Origin of the sequence: Bradyrhizobium sp. (assembly GCF_047605465.1) — a bacterium.
GTDB lineage: Bacteria > Pseudomonadota > Alphaproteobacteria > Rhizobiales > Xanthobacteraceae > Bradyrhizobium.
In genome coordinates, this window is record NZ_JASGFS010000014.1 from 102,069 (window position 1) to 122,127 (window position 20,059).

Sequence of the window (20,059 nt, forward strand, 5' to 3'; positions counted from 1 at the left end):
CGGATGCCTGCTAAGACGACGGCATGCATCGTTCGATTCGAAATAGTCTCGCGCTGGTTCCACTCGCGCTCGTCCTGCTCGCGCCCGCCGCGCGGGGCGGCGACGCCGACGCGCTGCCGCCCGCCATCCGCAATGCCAGGGCACAGTTGCTGTCGCAATTCTTCGGGCAGGGCGGCGCATCGTCCGCCGTGCTCGAATATCGCCGCAAGCTCGAGGAATACCAGGCGGCGCGCGCCGCCTTCGATGCCGAGGCGGGCGCCTATTGGAGCCAGATTTCGGAGAAGCGGCGCACCCGCAATGCCAAGCGGCGCAGCGGACAGCAGGTCACGCTCGACGATTACGTGCTGGAGCATCCGCCGCTCTACAACGGGCCGAAGCGGCCGGTGAATCCGGAGCCGGAGGAAACGCCGTCGCGTCCGGAGCGGAAGCCGATCCCCGTGGCCGCCGATTTCCTGCGCGCGGCGCAGGAGCTCTATCAGTTCACGCCGCAGCGTCCCGCGAACGAGGTCGAGTTCAAGCGCGCCTATGCGCGCTACGCGCGGGCCGCGGGGCTTACCCGCGAGCAGGCCGTGCGGGTCTATTCGTTCGAGACCGGCGGCACCGGCAATTACGACGTGCAGGCGGGAATCGAGCATGGCGGCAAGCGCGCGATCTCGACCGCGATGGGCTACAACCAGTTGCTGACGACCAACAGCGTCGAGCTGCTCGCCGAGCAGGGCGACGAGTTCATCCGTGCGCTGGGTGCGAAAGTGGCGCAGACTTCGGGACCGGCCCGCAAGACGCTGGAGCACAAGCTCGCCGTGCTCAAGCGCATGGTGGCGCATGCGAAGTCGGTGCCCGACACCTGGTCCGAGCACGAGAAGATCGGCAACACCGCGCAGGGCTGGGCCATGCATGCGATGGTGCTCGACGTCGACGTCGGCCCGATGCTGCAGACCCACAAGCTGCTCACGTCGGTGCTGTTCGCTCGCGCCAAGGGCTACACCCGTCCGCTCACGGCCGCCGAGCTCGAGATGATGAACCTCACCGGTGACGGCACCGGGCTCGACATGGTGACGATGCCGCAGGCGATGCGCGAGCAGGTCCCGACCTCGAACTTCTTCCAGCGCGGCGGCTACGAGCGCAACCCCGTCGCGATCCGTCACAACACGGTCGCAAAACTGCTCGCCGTCACGGATGCGCGGATGGACTCGAACAGCAACAACGCCGCCGCGAAGGATCTGGCAGCGGCGTTCTAGCGCCCTTGCCTCGCCCCGCTCGCGATCGGGGCGAGGAGAGCACAGCGTCAGCGCGGCTCTTACCGATCCGACCCGAACTTGAACTTGCCGTCGCCCTCGAGATAGGGGCCGGTGCGCATGTAGAGCTGGCCGTTCTGGCCGATGAAGAACAGCGTGCCCTTCGGCACCTTCTTGGCGCCCTTCAGCAGTTCGCCGGCGTTGCTGGTGCCCATCTTGTAGGAAAACGTCTTGCCTTCCTTGTCATAGGCATAGCCCGTGTCGGATCGGAGCTCCCACGGCGTCGCCGCGCTCTGCGCCATTGCGGGTGCAGCCAACACGCCGAGCGCGGCTGCGAGTACAAATGTCTTCGTTGAAAATGCCATCATCCATCCTCTCCAAGATCGGATATCCATCTTGAACAAATCGCGAACGCCGTGTCCGGGTCGATCCGCCGGCCGCGCTGCAGCACTTCACGTCCCGCCCAGCAGTTTGTGATTTTCCCTTTGTCCCCTCGCGACTATGGTCCGCTTTCCGTCTAGAACGCAACTCGACAAAATTACTGGTGGGGATGATTCGGATGCTCATGAAAATTTTCTCGGCCGCCGCCCTGTCGTTGATGGTGCTGGCTCCCGCGGCCCGGGCCGACGATTACCAACTCAGCCACAACCAGAGGATTTCCTGCAGCCGCGGCCTTGCTCCGGGCAAGCTGAATACGGCGACCTGCAAATCCTACACTTACCTCTTCAACACCAAGACCTCGGAGTATTTCCGCTGCCAGGTCTCGTTGGCGCTGACGCGTGACAACAAGGAAGTCATCAACGTGCAGACCGACGGCGGCTGCACCAAGAAGCCGCGCATCTTCGAGGCCGACGGCCATTACGATTTCGATGCCACCGAGACCGAGCCGCCGAACACCAACTCGTTCTTCGGTCCGGGCGGCTATTCGGTCTGGGCGGCCGACGTCACCGCGCAGAAGATCCGCGGCTGCATCACCATCTCCTCAGGCCTCGGCTCCGATATCTCCAAGTGCCTGGACATGACCTTCCAGTGACAATCCGCGCGCTCTCGCGCCGCTGTCAGGCCATCGCGTTCGAAGATTGACCGGAGGTCGTCATGCCCGGGCTTGTCCCGGGCATCCACGTTCTCTGCCGTGCGCAAGGCGGTTGGCCGAAACAAGCCCGGCCAGGACGCTACGCAAACCTCAGGGCGCCCAATCCTCGCCCCAGCGATAAACCTGCGCTTGCGGGGGGAGAGCGGCGAGACAGTGTCCTGCCGCGCCGGTGATCGAAGCTTTCGCCTCTCCGCCGGCTGCGCCATGTCGCCGCACCACCCGGTTCCCTCAAAAGTTGAGCCGGATCGGCCGTTTACCGCAGTCCTGTTTTGCCTTTTGGATGGGTTGACCCGCTCCCCTCATCCGGCCAATTTCGCGCCGGTTTGGGGAGTACAGAAATCATGAAATCGACGATTCTCGGCGCGGCCGCAGCTCTTGCTCTGGCGGCGTCGGCACCTTGCGCGCATGCGCAATCCTTCATCAACGTGCTGACCGGGGGGACCTCCGGCGTTTACTATCCGCTCGGGGTCGCGATCGGTAAGATCTACGGCGACAAGATTCCGAACGTGAAGACGCAGGTGCAGGCCACCAAGGCGTCGGTCGAGAACCTGATCCTGCTGCAGCAGGGCCGCGGCGAGATCGCATTCACGCTGGGTGACTCGCTGAAGGCCGCCTGGGAAGGCGACGAGGAGGCGGGCTTCAAGAACAAGCTCGACAAGCTGCGCACCATCGGCGCGATCTATCCGAACTACATCCAGATCGTCGCCACCGCCGAGAGCGGCATCAAGACGCTGGCCGACCTGAAGGGCAAGAGCCTGTCGGTCGGCGCGCCGAAATCGGGCACCGAGCTCAATTCCCGCGCGATCCTGGCCGCCGCCGGCATGACCTACAAGGACCTCGGCAAGGTCGAATATCTGCCGTTCGCCGAATCGGTCGACCTGATGAAGAACCGCCAGCTCGGGGCGACCCTGCAGTCGGCCGGCCTCGGCGTGGCCTCGTTGAAGGATCTCTCGACTTCGGCGGCGATCACGGTGGTGTCGGTGCCGAAGGAGACCGTCGACAAGATCGGCCCGCCCTTCATCTCGGCGATCATTCCGGCCAACACCTACACCGGCCAGGACAAGGACGTTCCGACCGCGGCTGTCGTGAACTACCTCGTGACCAGCTCGGCGGTGTCGGACGACCTCGCCTACCAGATGACCAAGCTGGTCTACGAATCCCTGCCTGAGCTCGCCAACGCGCACGCGGCGGGCAAGGAGATCAAGCTGGAAGCGGCGGCCAATGGCAGCCCGGTGCCGCTGCACCCCGGCGCGATCCGCTACTACAAGGAAAAAGGGCTGATCAAGTAAGTCTCCGTGCCTTGTCATTCCGTGGCGGCTCGTCGGAGCCGGGCCGGAATCTCGAGATTCCGGGGCTGGTCCTTCGGACCGTCCCGGAATGACGGGGGAGAGAACCGCAAGTGCCCGGGCTCGTCCCGGGCATCCACGTTCTTGAAGTACTGCGAGCCGTGGATGGCCGGGGCAAGACCGGTCATGACGGTCTGATTGGACCGCGTTGCTGCGATCAAGTGAATAGGCTGGACTGGGGCGATTTGAGATGCTGGAAAAGGCTGGGGCCAACGAAGCGCCCATCAAGGTTGAATTCGACAATTTCGAGCATGGTTTTCCAGAAGGCTTCGGCCCCGGCTGGTGGGGCACGCTCGCCTACTGGATCGGCATCGCGTTTGCGACCTTCCAGCTCTATGTCGCTGCCTTCAACTACCTGCCCAGCCAGGTCGTGCGCGGCGTCCATGTCGGCTTCCTCGTTCTCCTGACCTTCGGCCTGATCGCGAACTTCACCGCCAAGAGCGCAGTCGGCCGCGCGGCGGGCTGGCTGATCGGCGGGGCCGGTTTCTTCTGCGGCCTCTATCAATGGATCTTCTATGCCGACCTGATCGCGCGCGACGGCGATCCGACGAAGCTCGATCTCGCGGTCGGCACGCTGCTCGCCGTCCTGATCTTCGAGGGCACGCGTCGCCTGATGGGCGCGGCGCTGCCGCTGATGTGCGGCGCCTGCCTGCTCTACTGGTTCTTCGGCCAGTATCTGCCTTCGCCGCTGAACCATCGCGGCTATGACTTCGACCAGATCGTCACGCATCTCTCCTTCGGCACCGAAGGTTTCTACGGCGTGCCGATCTACGTCTCGGCGACCTACATCTTCCTGTTCATCCTGTTCGGCTCGTTCCTGGAGCGCGCCGGCATGATCCAGCTCTTCACCGACGTCTCGCTCGGCCTGTTCGGCCGCACCCGCGGCGGCCCGGCGAAGGTCGCGGTGTTCGCCTCGGGCATGATGGGCACCATCTCCGGCTCCGGCGTCGCCAATGTCGTCACCGTCGGCCAGTTCACGATTCCCCTGATGATCAGGTTCGGCTATCGCCGCGCGTTCGCGGCCGGCGTCGAGGCGACGGCGTCGATGGGCGGACAGATCATGCCGCCGGTGATGGGCGCTGTCGCCTTCATCATGGCGGAGACGCTGGGCGTCCAGTACTCGGAAATCGTGAAGGCGGCCGCGATCCCCGCGGTGCTCTATTTCGCCTCTGCTTTCTGGATGGTGCATCTGGAAGCCGGCAAGCACGGCCTCGTCGGCATGAAGCGCTCGGAGATCCCGAGCGCCTGGAAGGCGCTGGTGACGCGCTGGTATCTGGTGTTGCCGCTCGCCGCTCTCGTCTACATGCTGTTCGAGGGCTTCACGCCGCTCTATGCCGGCAGCATGGGTCTCGCACTCACGGTGACGCTGATCCTCGGCGCCAGCATCACGGCCGGGGCCTCCTCGAACGTGATCCGCTATATCTTCTGGATCGGGCTCGCGCTCGTCGTCGCCGCGCTGTCGCGCGACGGTCTGCAGATCGTGCCGGTCGCGAGCGTCGTGGTCGGGCTCATCGTGATCACGGCGTTCGTGCGCGGCGGCATTCCGGCGCTGCGTTCCTGCCGCGATTCCCTCGCCGAGAGCGCCAAATCCGCCATCACCGTCGGCATGGCCTGCGCCATCGTCGGCGTCATCATCGGCATGATGTCGCAAACCGGCGTCGGCACCATCTTCGGCAGCTGGGTGATCGGTCTCGGCGAAACCAGCCTGTTCCTGGCGCTGGTCATGACCATGCTGCTGTCGATCCTGCTCGGCACCGGCATTCCGACCATCCCGACCTACATCATCACCGCGGCGCTGGCTGCGCCCGCGCTGGCGAAGCTGGGCGTGCCGCTGATCGCGAGCCACATGTTCGCGTTCTACTACGGCATCATGGCCGACCTCTCGCCGCCGGTGGCGCTCGCGGCGCTCGCCGCCGCGCCGATCGCGAAGGAGAACCCGGACAAGATCGGCTGGGAGGCGATGCGCATCGCGCTAGCCGGTTACGTCATTCCCTTCATCTTCGTCTATTCGCCGGCGCTGATGTTGCAGGCCGGCGATCCCATGGCGGCCAAGCTGGGCTTCTACGGCGCGGTGGCGCTGGCGACCTTCAAGGCGCTGGTGGCGATCGCCTTGTTCGGCATGGTCGCGATCGGCTTCCTGTTCACGCGCCTGACCGTGATCGAACGCCTGGTGGCGCTCGGCGCCGCGCTTTGCCTGCTCGGAGATTTTCCGTTCAGCGATACCGCGGGCTTCACGATCTCCGCGGCGCTGGCGCTGTGGCAATGGCGGCAACGACCGCCCGCCACGGTCGAGGCAGTGTGAGCCTCTGCTTCGCGACAGCCGGAGGCGTGAAGGCGCTTGCGCTTTCCGCCTTCACGCTGGTGTGGACGCATTCGATCGCGAAGGTCGATTGGCAGGAGGACTGGCGGGTCACGCCCGCCGGCCTCGAACTCGTGCAGGCCCGCGTCAAGGGCACCGGCCCCGGCATGGAGCCGCCGCCCGAGGCCCGGCTGGTCGATGGCTGGTTTCAGTGGCAGCCGCATCGTGCGCCGATGCCGGACGTGGTGCTCGGCAATTCCGGCGCGGCCGGCGAGTGGCGGCTGTGCCATGATGGAAGCTGCCAGACGCTTTCCGAGATTGTCGGCCATCCAATCGGTGCTAACGTCACGAAGATGACGATCTGCAACGATCCGTAGTCAGGACGAGCGAAGCGATCTCGGGGCATGTCGATCCCGGACGCGGCGTCGTTCAGCCGGACTACAGCCAAGAACAACAATCAGCACGGGAGACACGCGATGGATCGGCTCAAGGGCAAGGTTGCGATGGTGGTCGGCGCCGGTTCGATCGGGCCCGGCTGGGGCAACGGCAAGGCGACCGCGGTGACGTTCGCGCGCGAGGGCGCACAGGTGTTCTGTGTCGACCGCAACGGCGCGGCAGCCGAGGAGACCGCGAAGATCATCACCGGCGAAGGCGGCAAGGCGACCTCGTTCACCGCCGATGTGTCGCGCGCGAGCGACATCGAGGCGATGGTCGCGGCCTGCCTCAAGGCCTATGGCCGCATCGACGTGCTCGACAACAATGTCGGCATCGCCGAGATGGGCAGCGTGGTCGACGTGACCGAGGAGAGCTGGGACCACGTCTTCAGCGTCAACCTCAAGAGCGCCTATCTCGCCATGAAGCACGTCATTCCCGTCATGGTGAAACAGGGCGGCGGCTCGATCATCAACATCTCCTCGATCGCCTCGATCCGTCACCTCGGTATCTCCTATGTCACCTACGGCACTTCGAAAGCCGCGATGAACATGATGACGCGCACCACCGCGATCGAGTTCGCGCGCCACCATGTCCGCGTCAACGCGATCCTGCCCGGCCTGATGAAGACGCCGATGGTCGCCCATTCCGCGGGCCTCGCCGCGAGCTATGCCAGCGGCGACGTGGAGGAGATGTGGCGCAAGCGCGACGCGCAGGTGCCGATGGGCCATATGGGCGAGGCCTGGGACGTGGCCAATGCCGCGCTGTTCCTGGCCTCGGACGAATCGAAATATGTGACGGGGATCGAGCTGGTGGTCGACGGCGGCATCACCTGCAAGGCCGGGGTGTAGTTTCCTTGCGTATCGCTCCGGCGCAAAGCCGGGGCGGATACGCGACGCAGGTCGTTTGGCGGCGGCCTGGATCCCGGATGGTCCCAAGCCTGTGCCGCGCTGTTCCGGGACTTCTTACCCGCCTGCGCTCAGCTCCGCGCGGTCGAGTTCCTCCTCGATCCGGTGAAACGCGTCGTCGCCGATGACCTCGGTCGCGCGCAGGCCGAAGATCGATTTTCGCGCGGCCTCGATGGCGCGGCGGCGCAGGGGATCGGCGGGCAATCCGCCGTTGGCGATGCCGCCATCCGGACTCTCTTCCGCCTGCATCAGGACTGCGCGATATTCGAGCCGCAGGATCTCCGCCTCTTCCGACGGATCGCTCTCGATCGCATCGAGCGCGGCACGATAGGCGACCGCCCGCGCCAGCGCGACCTCGGTGCCGACGGGATCGTCGTCCTTCAGCCCGAACGCCAGGATCAGCGGCCTGAGCGTCAACCCCTGAATGACGAGAGACCCCAGCACGACCGCGAAGGCGATGAAGACGATGAAGTCGCGATAAGGGAAGCTCTCCGGCAACGCGAAGGCGGTGGCCAGCGTGACGAGACCGCGCATGCCGCACCAGGAGATGATGAGGCCGCCCTTCGGCGAGGCGACGGCGTTCGGATCCTTGGGATGATACAGGCCGTGCGCGATCAGCACGCGCAGCGTCGTGCGATAGAACATGATCCAGGCGAGCCGCACCAGCACCACCGTGAGCAGGATCCAGCCCGCGGCCACGCAATATTCCCAGCGCACGTCGGCGTCGAGCCGTGACCAGATCGGCCGCATCTGCATGCCGATCAGCATGAAGGCGAGCACGTTGAGCACGAACACGATCGTCTCCCACACCGCGTAGGAGGACACCCGCAATCGCGCGGACATCCTGGCCGGCGCGGTCCGCGCGATGGCGATGGCGTAGATCACGATGGTGAGGATGCCGGACAGGCCGAGATGTTCGGCGGCGATCCAGATCATGAAAGTGGTCGCGAACTGCATGATGATCGAGCTCGGCGCCTCGGTCACGCGCTCCATGATGGGCGGGACGATGCGCGCGGCCAGCAGGCCGGCGAGAACGCTGCCGACCAGCGCCAGCGCGATCGTGGGGCCGACCTCGCTCCATTTCAGGTGCTCCATGGCGACCGCGCCGACCGCGATGCGATAGATCAGCAGCGCGGTCGCATCGTTGAGCAGGCTCTCGCCCTCCAGCACCTTCACCATGCGATGCGGCAGCTTGACCTGGCTCAGGATCGCGACCGCCGCCGCGGCATCCGGCGGCGCCACGATCGCGCCGAGCGCCACCGCCGCGGCCCAGGGCATGTCGGGCACCAGATGGTGCGCGACGACGGCGACGCCGACCGTGGTCAGGCCGACCGCGGCCACGACCAGGGTCGAGACGGGAACCCAGTTGTTGCGGAGATCGCGCAGTGAGGTGTCGAAGGCGGCGTCCAGCAGCACGGGTGCGACAAAAAGCGCCAATGCGAGGTCGGGCTCCAGCGTCCAGGTCGGACTCTTCGGCACGAAAGCGATCAGCGCGCCGCCGATGGCGAGAAAGGTCGGGTAGGGGACCTTGATCCGCCGCGCCAGCGCCGATAAGGCAACTGCGCCGAGCAGCAATGCGATGATCCATTCGAATGTCGACACGGCAAGGCCTCGAAACCGACTTGAGCGACGCCACAGGCTAACAGTAATCCGGCCGTATGATGGATAGCGCGGCCACAAGGCAAGACCTTTCGACTGCACCGACCATGCGTTCTTCCCTCCTCACTCGATCTTGTAGCGCCGCCCTGTTCTGGGCGCTTTCGCTTGGCCTGGCCCGGGCCGCGACCGGCGGCGAGCCGGTCGCCGTCCCGCAGGTCGACGTCGCGCCGTGCCTGGCCGCCGCTGCGACCGACGATGTCGCCAAGGCCACGGCGGCCTGCGCTGCCGTGATCGACAACGAGAAGACGGCCAAGCCGGACCTGATCAAGGCGCTGGTCGCGCGCGGCGCGCTGCTGGCGCGTCATGACCAGATCGACCGCGCCATCGCCGATGACAGCCGCGCGCTGCAGCTCGATCCCGCGCTTGCCGACGTCTTCAACGCCCGCGGCGAGCTCTGGCTGAAAAAGGGAGACCGCCCGAAGGCGGTGCAGGATTTCGGCGCGGCGCTGAAGATCGATCCCAATCACGAGAAGGCCAGAGCCAATCACCGGGCGATGGCGCTCGAGCTCGAGCGGATCGGCGCGCAGATGGCGGTGGCCGGAAAGCCCAGCTTCAACTGCGTGCGCGCACGCCGCGCGGTAGAGAAGGCGATCTGCGCGAGCCGCGAACTCGCCGATCTCGACCGCGAGGTCTATGCCGCCAATGCCCGCGTCATCGGCGAGGCCCGCAACGCGAACGAGGCCCGGACCCTCCAGCGCGAGCAGGACAATTTCATCGCGCGCCGCAACGCCGAATTCGGCCGGCCGGGCTACGACCTGAAGAAGGCGATGCACGAACGGCTGCAGCGCTTGAACGGCGTGGACGGGTATTGACGTTCGTCTCCGTCCCGCTGGCGGCGGGGCGAACCGCGCCCTTTCCGCGATGCGCAGCGGCGAGCGCGCTCTATCAGACCGCCGCGCAGACGAATCCGCTGCCCTTGCGCCGGATCTTCCCAACCGAGGGCGAGGGGAAATGCGCGGTGCAGCACAGCGTGTCGGTGTCGCAATAGCGTTCAAGGAAGTCGCGGCGCGTGACGGCTGCCTGCGCCTGATCGACGTCGAACTTCACCGACATTTCCGGATACAGCGTCTGGATCGGCGAGTGCATGAGATCGCCCGAGAACACGGCGTCGTCCTTGCCGCGGCCCATGGTGAATGCGACATGGCCGGGCGTGTGGCCCGGCGTCGGCAGGATGCGGACGTGATCGCCGATCTGGTGATCGTTGCCGACGATCTCATGACGCTTGGCCTCGACCACCGGCAGCACGCTGTCGGCGAAGGGCGGCACTTCCGCCTTGGCGTTCTGCTCGGACCAGAAATCGAACTCCTGCCGCGCGAACACATAGCGCGCCTTGGGAAAGGTCGGGACCCAGCGGCCATTCTCCAGCCGCGTGTTCCAGCCGACATGATCGACATGCAGGTGCGTGCACATCACGAAGTCGATGTCGCCCACGGCGAATCCGGCGGCCCCCAGCGCGCGCAGATAGGTGTCGTCGGTCTTCATGTTCCATTTCGGCCGCTGCGGCCGCGGCTTGTCGTTGCCAATGCAGCTGTCGATCAGGATGGTGTGATGCGGCGTCTTCACCACGTAGGACTGGAAGCACAGCAGCAACACGTCCTGATCGTCGAGCGCGCCGGCCTTGCGCATCCAGGCCCGGTTCTCGGCCAGCACCTCGGCCGTCAGTCCCGGCAGCATGTCCAGCGCCGGCACGAACGAGGTTTCCTGCTCGACGACGCGATGGATGGTGAGATCGCCGACCGAAAATTTCAGGCTCATGAGAACTCCCGCTTTTATGCGGCCGGCGGCACCGAGATCTTCACGGAGGGCCGCTCCAGCATCTTCTGGTGGAATGCGTCGAGCTTCGGATAGGCCTTGCGCCAGCCGCAATCGGCGAAGCGGAAGTCGGCATAGCCGAGCACGCAAACGAGGCCGATCTGCGAAATGTCGAACGGGCCGTTCAGCACCTCCGGCATGTTCTCGAAGCGCGCCATCCCGGTCCAGGCCCGGTTCCAGTGGTCGTCCGACCACGCCTGCCATTGCAGGCCCTGCGGCCGCACCATCTTCTCGTAGCGGCACAGCAGCATGGAATCGAGCATGCCGTTGATCAGCGAGTGATTGGTCTTGGCCTTCCAGCGCTGCCGGCCGTAACCCGGGATCAGGCTGCCGCCGGCCGTCTCGTTGAGATATTCGACGATGACGTAGGAATCCAGGATGACGTCGCCGTCATTGGTGATCAGCACCGGCAGCTTCTTCAGCGGCGTGATGCGCGAATAATCCTGGTTGGCCGTGCCCGGTGCGACGGTGGCGGGAACGAGTTCGATCTTGTCGATCAGCCCGAGCTCGATCGCGGCGATGCGCACCTTGCGGGCAAAGGGCGAAGCGGGCGAGAAGGTGAGTTTCATGGAGGCAATTCCCTGCGGTCGTCCTTGAGCGAACGTTGTCTCCTCCGTCATGGCCGGGCTTGACCCGCCACCCACGCATCCGCGCGTGGTCAGACTGCGAGGCGCGGATGCCCGGGACATCTTGCGCGACGACGCGCCTCTGCCCCGGGCATGACGAGCGGTATGCCGATCGCGGCTTACGCCCCGATGATCTCCTGCCGCTGCTCGCCGAGGCCTTCGATGCCCAGCGTCACGACGTCGCCGACATTGAGGAAGGTCGGCGGCTTCATGCCGAGGCCGACGCCGGGCGGGGTGCCGGTGGTGACGACATCGCCGGGCAGCAGCGTCATGAACTGCGACACGTAGGAGATGCACTTGGCCATCGAGAAGATCATCGTCTTGGTCGAGCCGGTCTGGCGGCGCGTGCCGTTGACGTCGAGCCACATCGACAAGTTCTGCACGTCCTTGACCTCGTCCTTGGTGGCGAGCCACGGCCCGAGCGGGCCGAACGTGTCGTGCGACTTGCCCTTGGTCCACTGACCCAGGCGTTCGGTCTGGAAGTTGCGCTCGGAGACGTCGTTGCAGACGCAGTAGCCGGCGACGTGGTTCAGCGCATCGGCTTCCGAGACGTATTTGGCGCGGGTGCCGATGATCGCGGCGATCTCGACCTCCCAGTCGAGCTTGGTCGAACCGCGCGGCTTTTCGACCGCGTCGTTCGGGCCCGAGAGCGAGGTGTTCGCCTTCAGGAAGATGATCGGCTCGGTCGGGATCGCGGCCCCGGTTTCCTTGGCGTGGTCGCTGTAATTGAGGCCGATGGCCACGAATTTCGAAATGCCGGTGACGGGGGCGCCGAAGCGCGGCTTGCCGGAGACGGCGGGCAGCGAGGCAGGATCGAGCGCGGCCAGCTTCTTCAGCGAGTCCGGCGAGTAGGCCTCGCCGGTGAGGTCCTTCACATGGGCCGACAGGTCGCGCAACTGGCCGGATTTGTCGATCAGGCCGGGCTTTTCCGCACCCTTTTCGCCGTAACGAACAAGCTTCATTCTCGTTTCTCCCTCAGATGGACCGATCGGTTGAACAGCTTCATGGAACAGGGCGGCGGGAAATTCAACCGCGGACTAACAGGCGTTCCCGCATTGCTCCCCCTCATCCTGAGGAGCCCGCCGAAGGCGGGCGTCGCGAAGGATGGTCGCGGGCGAGAGCTGGGCCTTGTGGTTCGAGAGGTGCGAAGGCGCGCTTCTCACCATGTGGGCTAGCTTCGCTTTTCCCGCCCTACGATTGCAGTGCCACAAACTTGAACGCGTTCCCGTCCCGTTTGATATGCCCGGCGGAAAAGTGTCCGCCGATCACCAGCGTCGGCGTATCGGCGAACCGGCCGAACAATTCGCGCCGCGTCACCGCCGACTGGCTCTGGTCGGAATCCGCGGTCGAGGACCAGTCGAGATGGGCCATCTGGCAGGGATGGTGGGCGACGTCGCCGGTGAGGAGGCCCTGCTCGCCGTCGGACCGGATCAGGATGCCTCATGTGGCCAGGGCTGTGGCCCGGTGTCGGGATCATGCTGATCTCCTCGCAGAGCCGATGATCGCCCGGGATCAGGTCGGCGCGGTCGGCATCGACGATCGGCTTGACGGAATCCTCGAACACCGCCCGCTTGTCCGGTTCGGTCGATTGGTCGCGCCAGTGCTCGTATTCGGTCCTGCCGAAGACGTAGCGCGCCTTCGGGAAGGTCGGCACCCATTTGCCGCCGTCGAGCTTCGTATTCCAGCCGACATGGTCGACGTGAAGATGCGTGCACAGCACGGTGTCGATGCTCTCGGGCGCAAAGCCTGCCGCCGACATCGTCTCCAGGAACGGCGTGGTGCGATTGTTCCAGGTCGGCACGTTGCGGCCCTGCTTGTCGTTGCCGAGGCCCGTGTCGACGACGATGCGCCGGCCCGGCGTCTCCACCACCAGCGAGTGGATCGACATCTTCAGGCGGCCTTCCTCGGTGGCGAAATGCGGGATCAGCCAGGGCAGTTTCTGGATCTGCTCGTTGCTCGCCAGCGGCAGGATGAAGCGGGTCGAACCGACCGTCTCCAACTCCACGACCTTGGTGATTTTGACCCTGCCGACCTTCCACTGCATGCGGTGTGTCCCCATGTTCTCGCTTTGGCGCCGAAACATGCGGTTTTCCGTGTCCGGGCGCAATGGATCATCTGATCACGTGCCGCGTTATCGGCGGAACCCAGACAGCCAAAGCAGCCAGCCGGACGAGGGAGACGATGCCAGAGCTAGCGATTTCCGCCGAAAAGGTTGCCTTCATCATCGAGAAGGCGCGCGAATTCGACGTCAAGGAGGCGGATACGGACCCGGATTCGGGCTCGAATCCGACCGACGACGATGCGGTCGACGTGCTGGAGGATGACGGCTCCGATCCCGTCGCGAGCGAGCTCGGCGGCTTCATCTCCGCTCTCAACGAAGACGAGCAGGTCGATCTCGTCGCGTTGACCTGGCTCGGGCGCGGCGAAGGCACGATCGACGATTGGGACGATCTGCGCGCCAGGGCGCTGGAGGCGCGGGGCGAGTATCGCAAGCCCCGGCACGAAACGGTGCAATATCTGCTCGGCGAGCCGATGCTTGGCGATCTGCTCGCCGATGGCCTGGACGAATTCGGCATCGACTGGACCGACGAGCAGCTCTCCGCCGATTCCTCCGGTCCCAGCGAGCGGGACGAGGACGAGATCACGAAGCAGCGATGAGGCAGCGTGAACGCCCGGGCCCTTCGCCCCGCAGGCGGGACGCGGGCCGGGCGTGACGAGCGATCACGAGAGCCCGGACGAAATCCCGCTGCCGGTCGGCCGGACGCAGCGGGAATTCGTGTTGCGCGGATATCCGGATCACAGCGTGCCGGGGAAGGCGCCGCCGTCGAGCAGGATGTTCTGGCCGGTGATGAAGCCGGCCTTGGCTCCGCACAGGAAAGCGCAGGCATAGCCGAATTCGTCGGGATCGCCGAAGCGGCCGGCGGGATTGAGCTTGGCACGCTCGGCCAGGATCTGGTCCGGTGTCACGCCGCGCTTGTCGGCCTCGCCCTTCGCGGTGCTGCGCAGGCGGTCGGTCTCGAACGGGCCCGGCAACAGACCGTTGATGGTGACGTTGTTGATCACGGTCTTGCGCGACAGGCCCGCGATGAAGCCGGTGAGGCCGGCGCGCGCGCCGTTGGAGAGGCCAAGGATGTCGATCGGCGCCTTCACCGCGGCCGAGGTGATGTTGACGATGCGGCCGAACTTGCGCGCCATCATGCCGTCCACGGTCGCCTTGATCAGTTCGATCGGCGTCAGCATGTTGGCGTCGATCGCCTTGATCCAGTCGTCGCGGGTCCAGTTGCGGAAATCGCCGGGGGGCGGACCGCCGGCATTGTTGATCAGGATGTCCGGCTCGGGGCAGGCCTTCAGCACGGCCTCGCGGCCGGCCGGCGTCGTGATGTCGCCGACGATCTCGGTGACGGTCACGCCCGGATGCGCCTTGCGGATGTCGTCGGCCGTCTTCTTCAGCGCTTCGGCGCCGCGTGCGGTCAACGTGACATGAACGCCGGCTTCGGCGAGCGAGATGGCGCAGGCGCGCCCGAGACCCTTGCTGGATGCGCAGACGATGGCGCGGCGACCTTTGATCCCAAGATCCACTGTTTCACTCCCGTAATGTCAGGCTGGTTCTGAATGGCGCGCCAGTCTAGCCAACCTCGGGACCGCTGATAAGGGACGGGCTCGCATCAAAATGCATGCGGGGCCATGCGGCGATGCAAATGCGCCTGATCAGATGCGTCGTTCCTGCTTGAGGCGGTCGATGGCCGCTGCGGCCTCGGGCGGCAGCGATTTGAAGCCCATCTGCCCGACCACCGAGAACAAGGGCCGCAGCTTCGAGCCGGCGAGGAACGGCGGCTGGTGATTGGCCGGCACGATCTGATCGAACACCAGCACCAGCGTGGTGGCGACGAGGCCGACCCTGATCGCGCCGAGCGCGGCTCCGCCGAGACGGTCGCCGATCCCGGCCTCGCCGATCGTATCGTTCAGCGCGATGCGGCCGATATGTCCGAACAGCATGCCGACGACGACGAAGATGCCGAACAGCCATATCCAGTTCTGCAGCAGCGGCGAGTCCGGGTTGCCCGCGATCTGCGGTGCGATCAGCGGCATCAGCGCCACCGCGATCGGCGCAGCCAGCAGGTAGGCGAGGATGGTCATGGCGCTGCGCAGCAGACCGGTCCTGAACCCGAGGCCGATCGCGATCGCGAGCGCCGCGTAGACCGCGAGATCGAAGCTGTTCATGAGCTCATGCCTGCCGGTGTGGAACGAATGAACGGCGAACCGATCATTCCGGTTTCAGATCGCTAAAATCGTCTGTATTGATGTTCGCTAGAAGCTTAGGGATTGCGTCAATGTCAGACCTATTCGACGTCAGTAAAGAAACCATCCTTGTCACCGGCGCGAGTCAGGGATTGGGGCGACAATTTGCCCGGGTCCTGGCGGCGCACGGTGCGGCCGTCGCGCTCGCGGCTCGGCAGACCGACAAGCTGAAGAGCCTCGAGGACGAGATCCGCGGCAAAGGTGGCCGCGCCGCCGCGGTCGCGCTCGACGTCACCGATACCGCCTCGATCGCCGCGGCCGTCGATGCCGCGGAAGCGGCGCTCGGTCCCGTCACGGTGCTGATCAACAATGCCGGCATCGCCATCGAGAAGCTCGCGACCGAGCAGACCGAATCCGACTGGGATGCGGTGATCGGCGCCAATCTCAAGGGCGCCTATTTCCTCGCGACCGAGATCGTGCGGCGCATGATCGCGCGCAAGCAGGAGGGCAACGTCGTCAACATCGCGTCCGTGCTCGGTACCGGCGTGTTGAAGGCGGTCTCGCCCTACGCGATCTCCAAGGCCGGCATCATCCAGGCGACCAAGGCGATGGCGCTTGAGCTCGCCGGCCAGAACATCCGCATCAACGCGCTGGCGCCCGGCTATATCGACACCGAGATGAATCATGCGTTCTGGTCGACGCCGGCGGGCGAGCGTTTGACCAAGCGAATCCCGCAGCGCCGCGTCGGGGCGGAGTCCGATCTCGACGGGGCGATCCTGCTGTTGGCCTCGAAGGCCTCGCGCTACATGACGGGCACCGTCGTGACGGTGGACGGCGGCTTCCTGCTGAATTGATCGCCGCCGTCGTTCCGGCCAGCGCCGGGACGACTGCGGTGACGCGACAGCTTCACACTACCGCGCCTCTGCCCGGATCATGTCCGCCGCCTTCTCGCCGATCATGATGGTCGGCGCATTGGTGTTGCCGCCGATCAGCGTCGGCATGATCGAGGCGTCGACGATGCGCAGGCCTTCCATGCCGTGCACCTTCAGCGCCGGGTCGACCACGGCCATCGCATCCGTGCCCATCTTGCAGGTGCCGACGGGGTGATAGACGGTGTCGACGCGATCGCGCAGCAATGCGCGGATGTCGTCGTCGGTGCGCACGTTGGCGGTGAACATGTCCTTGGTCTGCAGCGCGCGCAGCGCCGGCGTCTCCATCAGGCGCCGCGTGGTTTTGAAGCCGGCGACCATCGTCTCGAGATCGTCCTCCTCACCGAGGAAGTTCGGATCGATCAGCGGCGCCTGCATCGCGTCCTTGCTCGCGAGCGCGACGCTGCCGCGGCTCTTCGGCCGGAGCAGGCAGACATGGCAGGAGAAGCCGGTGCCGCCATGACGCTTGCGGCCGTGATCGTCGACCATCGCCATGCCGAAATGCAGCTGGATGTCGGGAATGTCGAGGTCGGGCCGTGTCTTCAGGAAGCCGCCGCATTCGGCGAAGTTGGAGGTGAGGGGACCGCGGCGCTCCCGCCTGTATTGCAGGATGGCGCGGAGCAGCCGCGGCATGCCCTTGAGCGAAATGCCCGCGAAGTTGGGATTGTCGGACATGTAGCCGAAGATGAAGTCGGGATGGTCCTGCAGGTTCTGTCCGACGCCCGGCAGATGATGCACGCTGTCGATGCCGTGCGCGCGCAGCGCCGCGGCATCGCCGATGCCCGACAGCATCAGGAGTTGCGGCGACTGGAAGGCGCCCGCGGCCAGGATCACTTCGCGCCGCGCCTGCAGCCGCTTCAATTCCTTGCCCTGCCGATACTCGACGCCGACGGCGCGCGTGCCCTCGAACAGGATGCGCGTCGCGTGCGCCTGCGTCTCGACGCGCAAGTTCGCGCGCTTGCCCATGTGCGGATGCACATAGCCGCGCGCCGCGCTCCAGCGCTCGCCGTTCCTCTGCGTGACCTGGTAGATGCCGAGGCCTTCATGGTCTTCCGCGTTGAAATCCTCGCGGACGCGGAATTGTCCCTCGCGTGCCGCCTGCAGGAAGATCTGCTGCACCGGATTGCCGGAGCGCAGCTTGTTGACGGCGAGCGGGCCGCCCTTGCCGTGATAATCGCCGTCGAAGTCGGAATTGTCTTCGGATCGCTTGAAGTAAGGCAGCACGTCCGCATAGGACCAGCCGGCGTTGCCGAGCGATGCCCAATGGTCGTAGTCGGCGCGGTGGCCGCGGATATAGACCATGGCGTTGATCGCGGAGGAGCCGCCCAGTCCCTTGCCGCGCGGCTGGTAGCCGATGCGGCCGTTCAGCCCTTTCTGCGGCACGGTGTTGAAGGCCCAGTTGTTGACGTTGCCGGCGACCATCAGCACCAGCGCGCCAGGCGTGGTGACGACCCAGTTGTCGCAGGCGCCGCCTGCATCGAGCAGCGCCACCGATGTCTGGGCATCCTCCGACAGCCGCCCCGCCACCGCGCAGCCGCCGGAGCCCGCGCCGACGACGACGAAATCGAATGTGTCAGTCACTTGTTTCCCCCTTGTGTTTTCTTGCCGTCATCGCGAGCGCAGCGAAGCAATCCGCAATCCATCCGCGGTGGCGATCTGGATTGCTTCGCTGCGCTCGCAATGACGGGTGCTGAAACGCTCTACGACATGAACCGCATCATCTTCTCCAGCCGCGCGATCTTGCCGCCATAGGGCGGATAGAGATCGGCGAGGCGGTTGAACTTGGAGCGGTAGAACACCGGCTTGAGCTTGCTGAAGGTTCGGAAGCCCCACTCGCCGTGATACGCACCCGTGCCGGATGCGCCGACGCCGCCCATCGGCTGGTTGATCTGCGTGAAGTGGAACAGGCAGTCGTTGACCGTGACGCCGCCCGAGACGGTGCGCGACAGTACTTCGTCGCGCGCGTCGTTGTCCTTGCCGAACCAGTAGAGCGCCAGCGGCCGGTCGCGCCGGTTGACGAAGGCGATGGCGTCCGCCGCCGTGCGATAGCCCAGCAGCGGCAGCACGGGCCCGAAGATCTCCTCCCGCATCGCCGCCATGTCCTCGGTCGCGCCGACGATGAGCGTCGGCGGGAATTTGCGGTGCGCCTTCCAGTTGGGATCGTCTGGCTTGGCCGGCTGCAGGACCTTGGCGTTGCGGCCCGCCGCATCGGCGACGAGACCCTCGAGCCGCGCGTAATGCCGATCGGAGATGACGGAGGTGTAGTCCTTGTTGGCGGGATCGGTGCCGAACATGCGCCGCATCTGCGCGCGGACTTTTTCGGCGAAAGCCTGCAGCGAGCCCTCCGGCACCAGTACGTAGTCCGGTGCGATGCAGGTCTGCCCCGCATTGAGCAGCTTGCCGTAGGCGATGCGCTCGGCGGCCTCCTCGAGATCGGCGGAGGCGTCGATGATGGCCGGCGACTTGCCGCCGAGCTCGAGCGTCACCGGCGTCAGATTGCGTCCCGCCGCTTCCGCGACCAGTCGCCCCACCCCGGTCGAGCCGGTGAACACGAGGTGATCGAACGGCAGGCTGGCAAAGCCCTTGGCGATCTCGTCCTCGATGCCGGTGACGAGCATCTCCGTGGCATCGAATTTTTCCGCGACGGTCTGCTTCAGCAGCGCCGAGAAGTGCGGGACCAGCTCGCTCGGCTTGATGATCACGCGGTTGCCGGCGGCGATCGCGCCGATCGCGGGCGCGAGCGTGAGCTGCAGCGGATAATTCCAGGGCGCGATGATGCCGACGACGCCGAGCGGCTGGGGGATCAGCCGGTTGCGCGCGGGCAGGAATTGCAGCGCGGTGGCGACACGCTGCGGCGCCATCCAGGTCTTCAGATGCTTGGCGGCGTGCCGGATCTCGGAGAACACCAGCATGGTCTCGGCGATGGTGGTCTCGACCGCCGAGCGGTGACCGAAATCGGCCGAGATCGCCTGCCGGAAGCGCTCCTCGTTGTCGGCGACCACGGCGCGCAGGCGCGCCAGCCGGTCGAGCCGCGCGGCGAGGTCAGGAGCGGGCTCGGCCCGCGACCGGGCGACCATGGCCTGGAAGGCATCCGTGAGCGCGGCCAGCGGGGCGCTCGTCAGGGATCGGTCCACGGCGGTTTCCCCTCATAGGCATTTCTGGTGATCTTGTTGCGGCACGCTGGCCCTTTGTGGAACTTCTGGCAAGCGTGCCTTTCGGGGCCGGATCGGCTGTCATAAAGTCGAAAAAAACGCCCCGCCGGGCCTTCCCAAATCCAGCCGGGGTTGATACATACCCCTCCGCACCCAAGGGGCTTCGCCCCGGGATTGCCTTCAAGGGAAAGCCTTTGGACGCGATGAAAGCCGCGCGAACAGCGTCGGTCCTGACATCTCCCGTCCCTGATCTTTTCTTGAAGGCGCGCAACAGCTTAACGCGGGGTGGAGCAGCCCGGTAGCTCGTCAGGCTCATAACCTGAAGGTCA

Annotated in this window: 18 protein-coding genes and 1 pseudogene; 9 read left to right on the plus strand and 10 right to left on the minus strand. The window is 65.7% G+C overall.

From position 1 onward, the window contains the following. Window positions 1-23 precede the first annotated feature (23 nt). Window positions 24-1,238: a hypothetical protein gene (locus QM712_RS14585; protein ID WP_415023810.1), complete on the plus strand. Its 1,215-nt coding sequence runs from the start codon at window positions 24-26 to the stop codon at window positions 1,236-1,238. 59 nt (window positions 1,239-1,297) lie between these two features. On the opposite strand, the gene QM712_RS14590 is transcribed toward QM712_RS14585, so the two are convergent. Next, window positions 1,298-1,600 (minus strand): hypothetical protein, encoded by a 303-nt coding sequence (locus QM712_RS14590; RefSeq protein ID WP_415023830.1) that lies wholly within the window; start codon window positions 1,598-1,600, stop codon window positions 1,298-1,300. Between the two features lie 185 nt (window positions 1,601-1,785). Between QM712_RS14590 and QM712_RS14595 the strand changes: the two genes are divergently transcribed. From QM712_RS14595 to QM712_RS14615, 5 genes are all read left to right on the plus strand, one after another. Continuing rightward, window positions 1,786-2,268, plus strand: a complete 483-nt coding sequence (locus tag QM712_RS14595; protein WP_415023831.1) for a hypothetical protein — start codon at window positions 1,786-1,788, stop codon at window positions 2,266-2,268. 401 nt (window positions 2,269-2,669) lie between these two features. Continuing rightward, window positions 2,670-3,617, plus strand: coding sequence for a TAXI family TRAP transporter solute-binding subunit (locus QM712_RS14600; protein ID WP_415023811.1), 948 nt, complete (start codon window positions 2,670-2,672; stop codon window positions 3,615-3,617). A 247-nt stretch (window positions 3,618-3,864) separates the two neighbouring features. Further along, a complete protein-coding gene (locus QM712_RS14605) occupies window positions 3,865-5,976 on the plus strand; it encodes a TRAP transporter permease (protein ID WP_415023812.1) in 2,112 nt (703 codons plus the stop codon). Further along, a complete protein-coding gene (locus QM712_RS14610) occupies window positions 5,937-6,350 on the plus strand; it encodes a DUF1850 domain-containing protein (protein ID WP_415023813.1) in 414 nt (137 codons plus the stop codon). The genes QM712_RS14605 and QM712_RS14610 overlap by 40 nt, the downstream gene beginning before the upstream one ends. 99 nt (window positions 6,351-6,449) lie before the next feature. Beyond that, the gene (locus tag QM712_RS14615; RefSeq protein ID WP_415023814.1) at window positions 6,450-7,256 is read left to right on the plus strand and encodes an SDR family NAD(P)-dependent oxidoreductase; all 807 of its coding nucleotides are present in this window, start codon (window positions 6,450-6,452) and stop codon (window positions 7,254-7,256) included. A 114-nt stretch (window positions 7,257-7,370) separates the two neighbouring features. Here QM712_RS14615 and QM712_RS14620 read toward each other — a convergent pair whose 3' ends face one another. Then, complete coding sequence (locus QM712_RS14620; RefSeq protein ID WP_415023815.1) at window positions 7,371-8,915, minus strand: cation:proton antiporter; 1,545 nt, start codon at window positions 8,913-8,915, stop codon at window positions 7,371-7,373. Between the two features lie 104 nt (window positions 8,916-9,019). Between QM712_RS14620 and QM712_RS14625 the strand changes: the two genes are divergently transcribed. Beyond that, a complete protein-coding gene (locus QM712_RS14625; protein ID WP_415023816.1) occupies window positions 9,020-9,784 on the plus strand; it encodes a tetratricopeptide repeat protein in 765 nt (254 codons plus the stop codon). 73 nt (window positions 9,785-9,857) lie between these two features. Here the strand turns inward: QM712_RS14625 and QM712_RS14630 are convergent, their stop codons facing one another. The 4 genes and pseudogenes from QM712_RS14630 to QM712_RS14645 form a co-directional block, all read right to left on the minus strand. Further along, entirely contained in the window at window positions 9,858-10,727 is an 870-nt protein-coding gene (locus tag QM712_RS14630; RefSeq protein ID WP_415023817.1) for an MBL fold metallo-hydrolase, read from the minus strand. Window positions 10,728-10,741: 14 nt separating this feature from the next. Then, complete coding sequence (locus tag QM712_RS14635; RefSeq protein WP_415023818.1) at window positions 10,742-11,353, minus strand: glutathione S-transferase family protein; 612 nt, start codon at window positions 11,351-11,353, stop codon at window positions 10,742-10,744. A gap of 176 nt (window positions 11,354-11,529) precedes the next feature. Then, on the minus strand, window positions 11,530-12,372 hold the full coding sequence (locus QM712_RS14640) for a fumarylacetoacetate hydrolase family protein (RefSeq protein ID WP_415023819.1): 843 nt from the start codon (window positions 12,370-12,372) through the stop codon (window positions 11,530-11,532). Window positions 12,373-12,601: 229 nt separating this feature from the next. Further along, window positions 12,602-13,454, minus strand: a pseudogene (locus QM712_RS14645) (MBL fold metallo-hydrolase). 137 nt (window positions 13,455-13,591) lie between these two features. On the opposite strand from QM712_RS14645, the gene QM712_RS14650 reads away from it, so the two are divergent. After that, window positions 13,592-14,068, plus strand: coding sequence for a DUF3775 domain-containing protein (locus QM712_RS14650; protein WP_415023820.1), 477 nt, complete (start codon window positions 13,592-13,594; stop codon window positions 14,066-14,068). Window positions 14,069-14,206: 138 nt separating this feature from the next. On the opposite strand, the gene QM712_RS14655 is transcribed toward QM712_RS14650, so the two are convergent. Together QM712_RS14655 and QM712_RS14660 are read right to left on the minus strand one after the other, a co-directional pair. Next, on the minus strand, window positions 14,207-14,989 hold the full coding sequence (locus tag QM712_RS14655) for an SDR family oxidoreductase (RefSeq protein WP_415023821.1): 783 nt from the start codon (window positions 14,987-14,989) through the stop codon (window positions 14,207-14,209). Between the two features lie 129 nt (window positions 14,990-15,118). Beyond that, complete coding sequence (locus QM712_RS14660; protein ID WP_415023822.1) at window positions 15,119-15,631, minus strand: CvpA family protein; 513 nt, start codon at window positions 15,629-15,631, stop codon at window positions 15,119-15,121. Between the two features lie 110 nt (window positions 15,632-15,741). Here QM712_RS14660 and QM712_RS14665 point away from each other — a divergent pair, with 110 nt between their 5' ends. Beyond that, the gene (locus tag QM712_RS14665) at window positions 15,742-16,503 is read left to right on the plus strand and encodes an SDR family oxidoreductase (protein ID WP_415023823.1); all 762 of its coding nucleotides are present in this window, start codon (window positions 15,742-15,744) and stop codon (window positions 16,501-16,503) included. Window positions 16,504-16,560: 57 nt separating this feature from the next. On the opposite strand, the gene QM712_RS14670 is transcribed toward QM712_RS14665, so the two are convergent. Both QM712_RS14670 and QM712_RS14675 read right to left on the minus strand, forming a co-directional pair. Continuing rightward, complete coding sequence (locus tag QM712_RS14670) at window positions 16,561-18,159, minus strand: GMC family oxidoreductase (RefSeq protein WP_415023824.1); 1,599 nt, start codon at window positions 18,157-18,159, stop codon at window positions 16,561-16,563. Between the two features lie 119 nt (window positions 18,160-18,278). Continuing rightward, a complete protein-coding gene (locus QM712_RS14675; protein ID WP_415023825.1) occupies window positions 18,279-19,712 on the minus strand; it encodes a coniferyl aldehyde dehydrogenase in 1,434 nt (477 codons plus the stop codon). Between the last annotated feature and the right edge of the window lie 347 nt (window positions 19,713-20,059).

Excerpts from the sequence above, each read along its gene's own strand:
- QM712_RS14630 (WP_415023817.1), bottom strand. The coding sequence starts at position 10,727 with ATGAGCCTGAAATTTTCGGTCGGCGATCTCACCATCCATCGCGTCGTC.
- QM712_RS14660 (WP_415023822.1), bottom strand. The coding sequence starts at position 15,631 with ATGAACAGCTTCGATCTCGCGGTCTACGCGGCGCTCGCGATCGCGATC.
- QM712_RS14640 (WP_415023819.1), bottom strand. The coding sequence starts at position 12,372 with ATGAAGCTTGTTCGTTACGGCGAAAAGGGTGCGGAAAAGCCCGGCCTG.
- QM712_RS14650 (WP_415023820.1), top strand. The coding sequence starts at position 13,592 with ATGCCAGAGCTAGCGATTTCCGCCGAAAAGGTTGCCTTCATCATCGAG.
- QM712_RS14665 (WP_415023823.1), top strand. The coding sequence starts at position 15,742 with ATGTCAGACCTATTCGACGTCAGTAAAGAAACCATCCTTGTCACCGGC.
- QM712_RS14595 (WP_415023831.1), top strand. The coding sequence starts at position 1,786 with ATGATTCGGATGCTCATGAAAATTTTCTCGGCCGCCGCCCTGTCGTTG.
- QM712_RS14605 (WP_415023812.1), top strand. The coding sequence starts at position 3,865 with ATGCTGGAAAAGGCTGGGGCCAACGAAGCGCCCATCAAGGTTGAATTC.
- QM712_RS14615 (WP_415023814.1), top strand. The coding sequence starts at position 6,450 with ATGGATCGGCTCAAGGGCAAGGTTGCGATGGTGGTCGGCGCCGGTTCG.
- QM712_RS14585 (WP_415023810.1), top strand. The coding sequence starts at position 24 with ATGCATCGTTCGATTCGAAATAGTCTCGCGCTGGTTCCACTCGCGCTC.
- QM712_RS14600 (WP_415023811.1), top strand. The coding sequence starts at position 2,670 with ATGAAATCGACGATTCTCGGCGCGGCCGCAGCTCTTGCTCTGGCGGCG.
- QM712_RS14625 (WP_415023816.1), top strand. The coding sequence starts at position 9,020 with ATGCGTTCTTCCCTCCTCACTCGATCTTGTAGCGCCGCCCTGTTCTGG.
- QM712_RS14610 (WP_415023813.1), top strand. The coding sequence starts at position 5,937 with ATGGCGGCAACGACCGCCCGCCACGGTCGAGGCAGTGTGAGCCTCTGC.
- QM712_RS14590 (WP_415023830.1), bottom strand. The coding sequence starts at position 1,600 with ATGGCATTTTCAACGAAGACATTTGTACTCGCAGCCGCGCTCGGCGTG.
- QM712_RS14635 (WP_415023818.1), bottom strand. The coding sequence starts at position 11,353 with ATGAAACTCACCTTCTCGCCCGCTTCGCCCTTTGCCCGCAAGGTGCGC.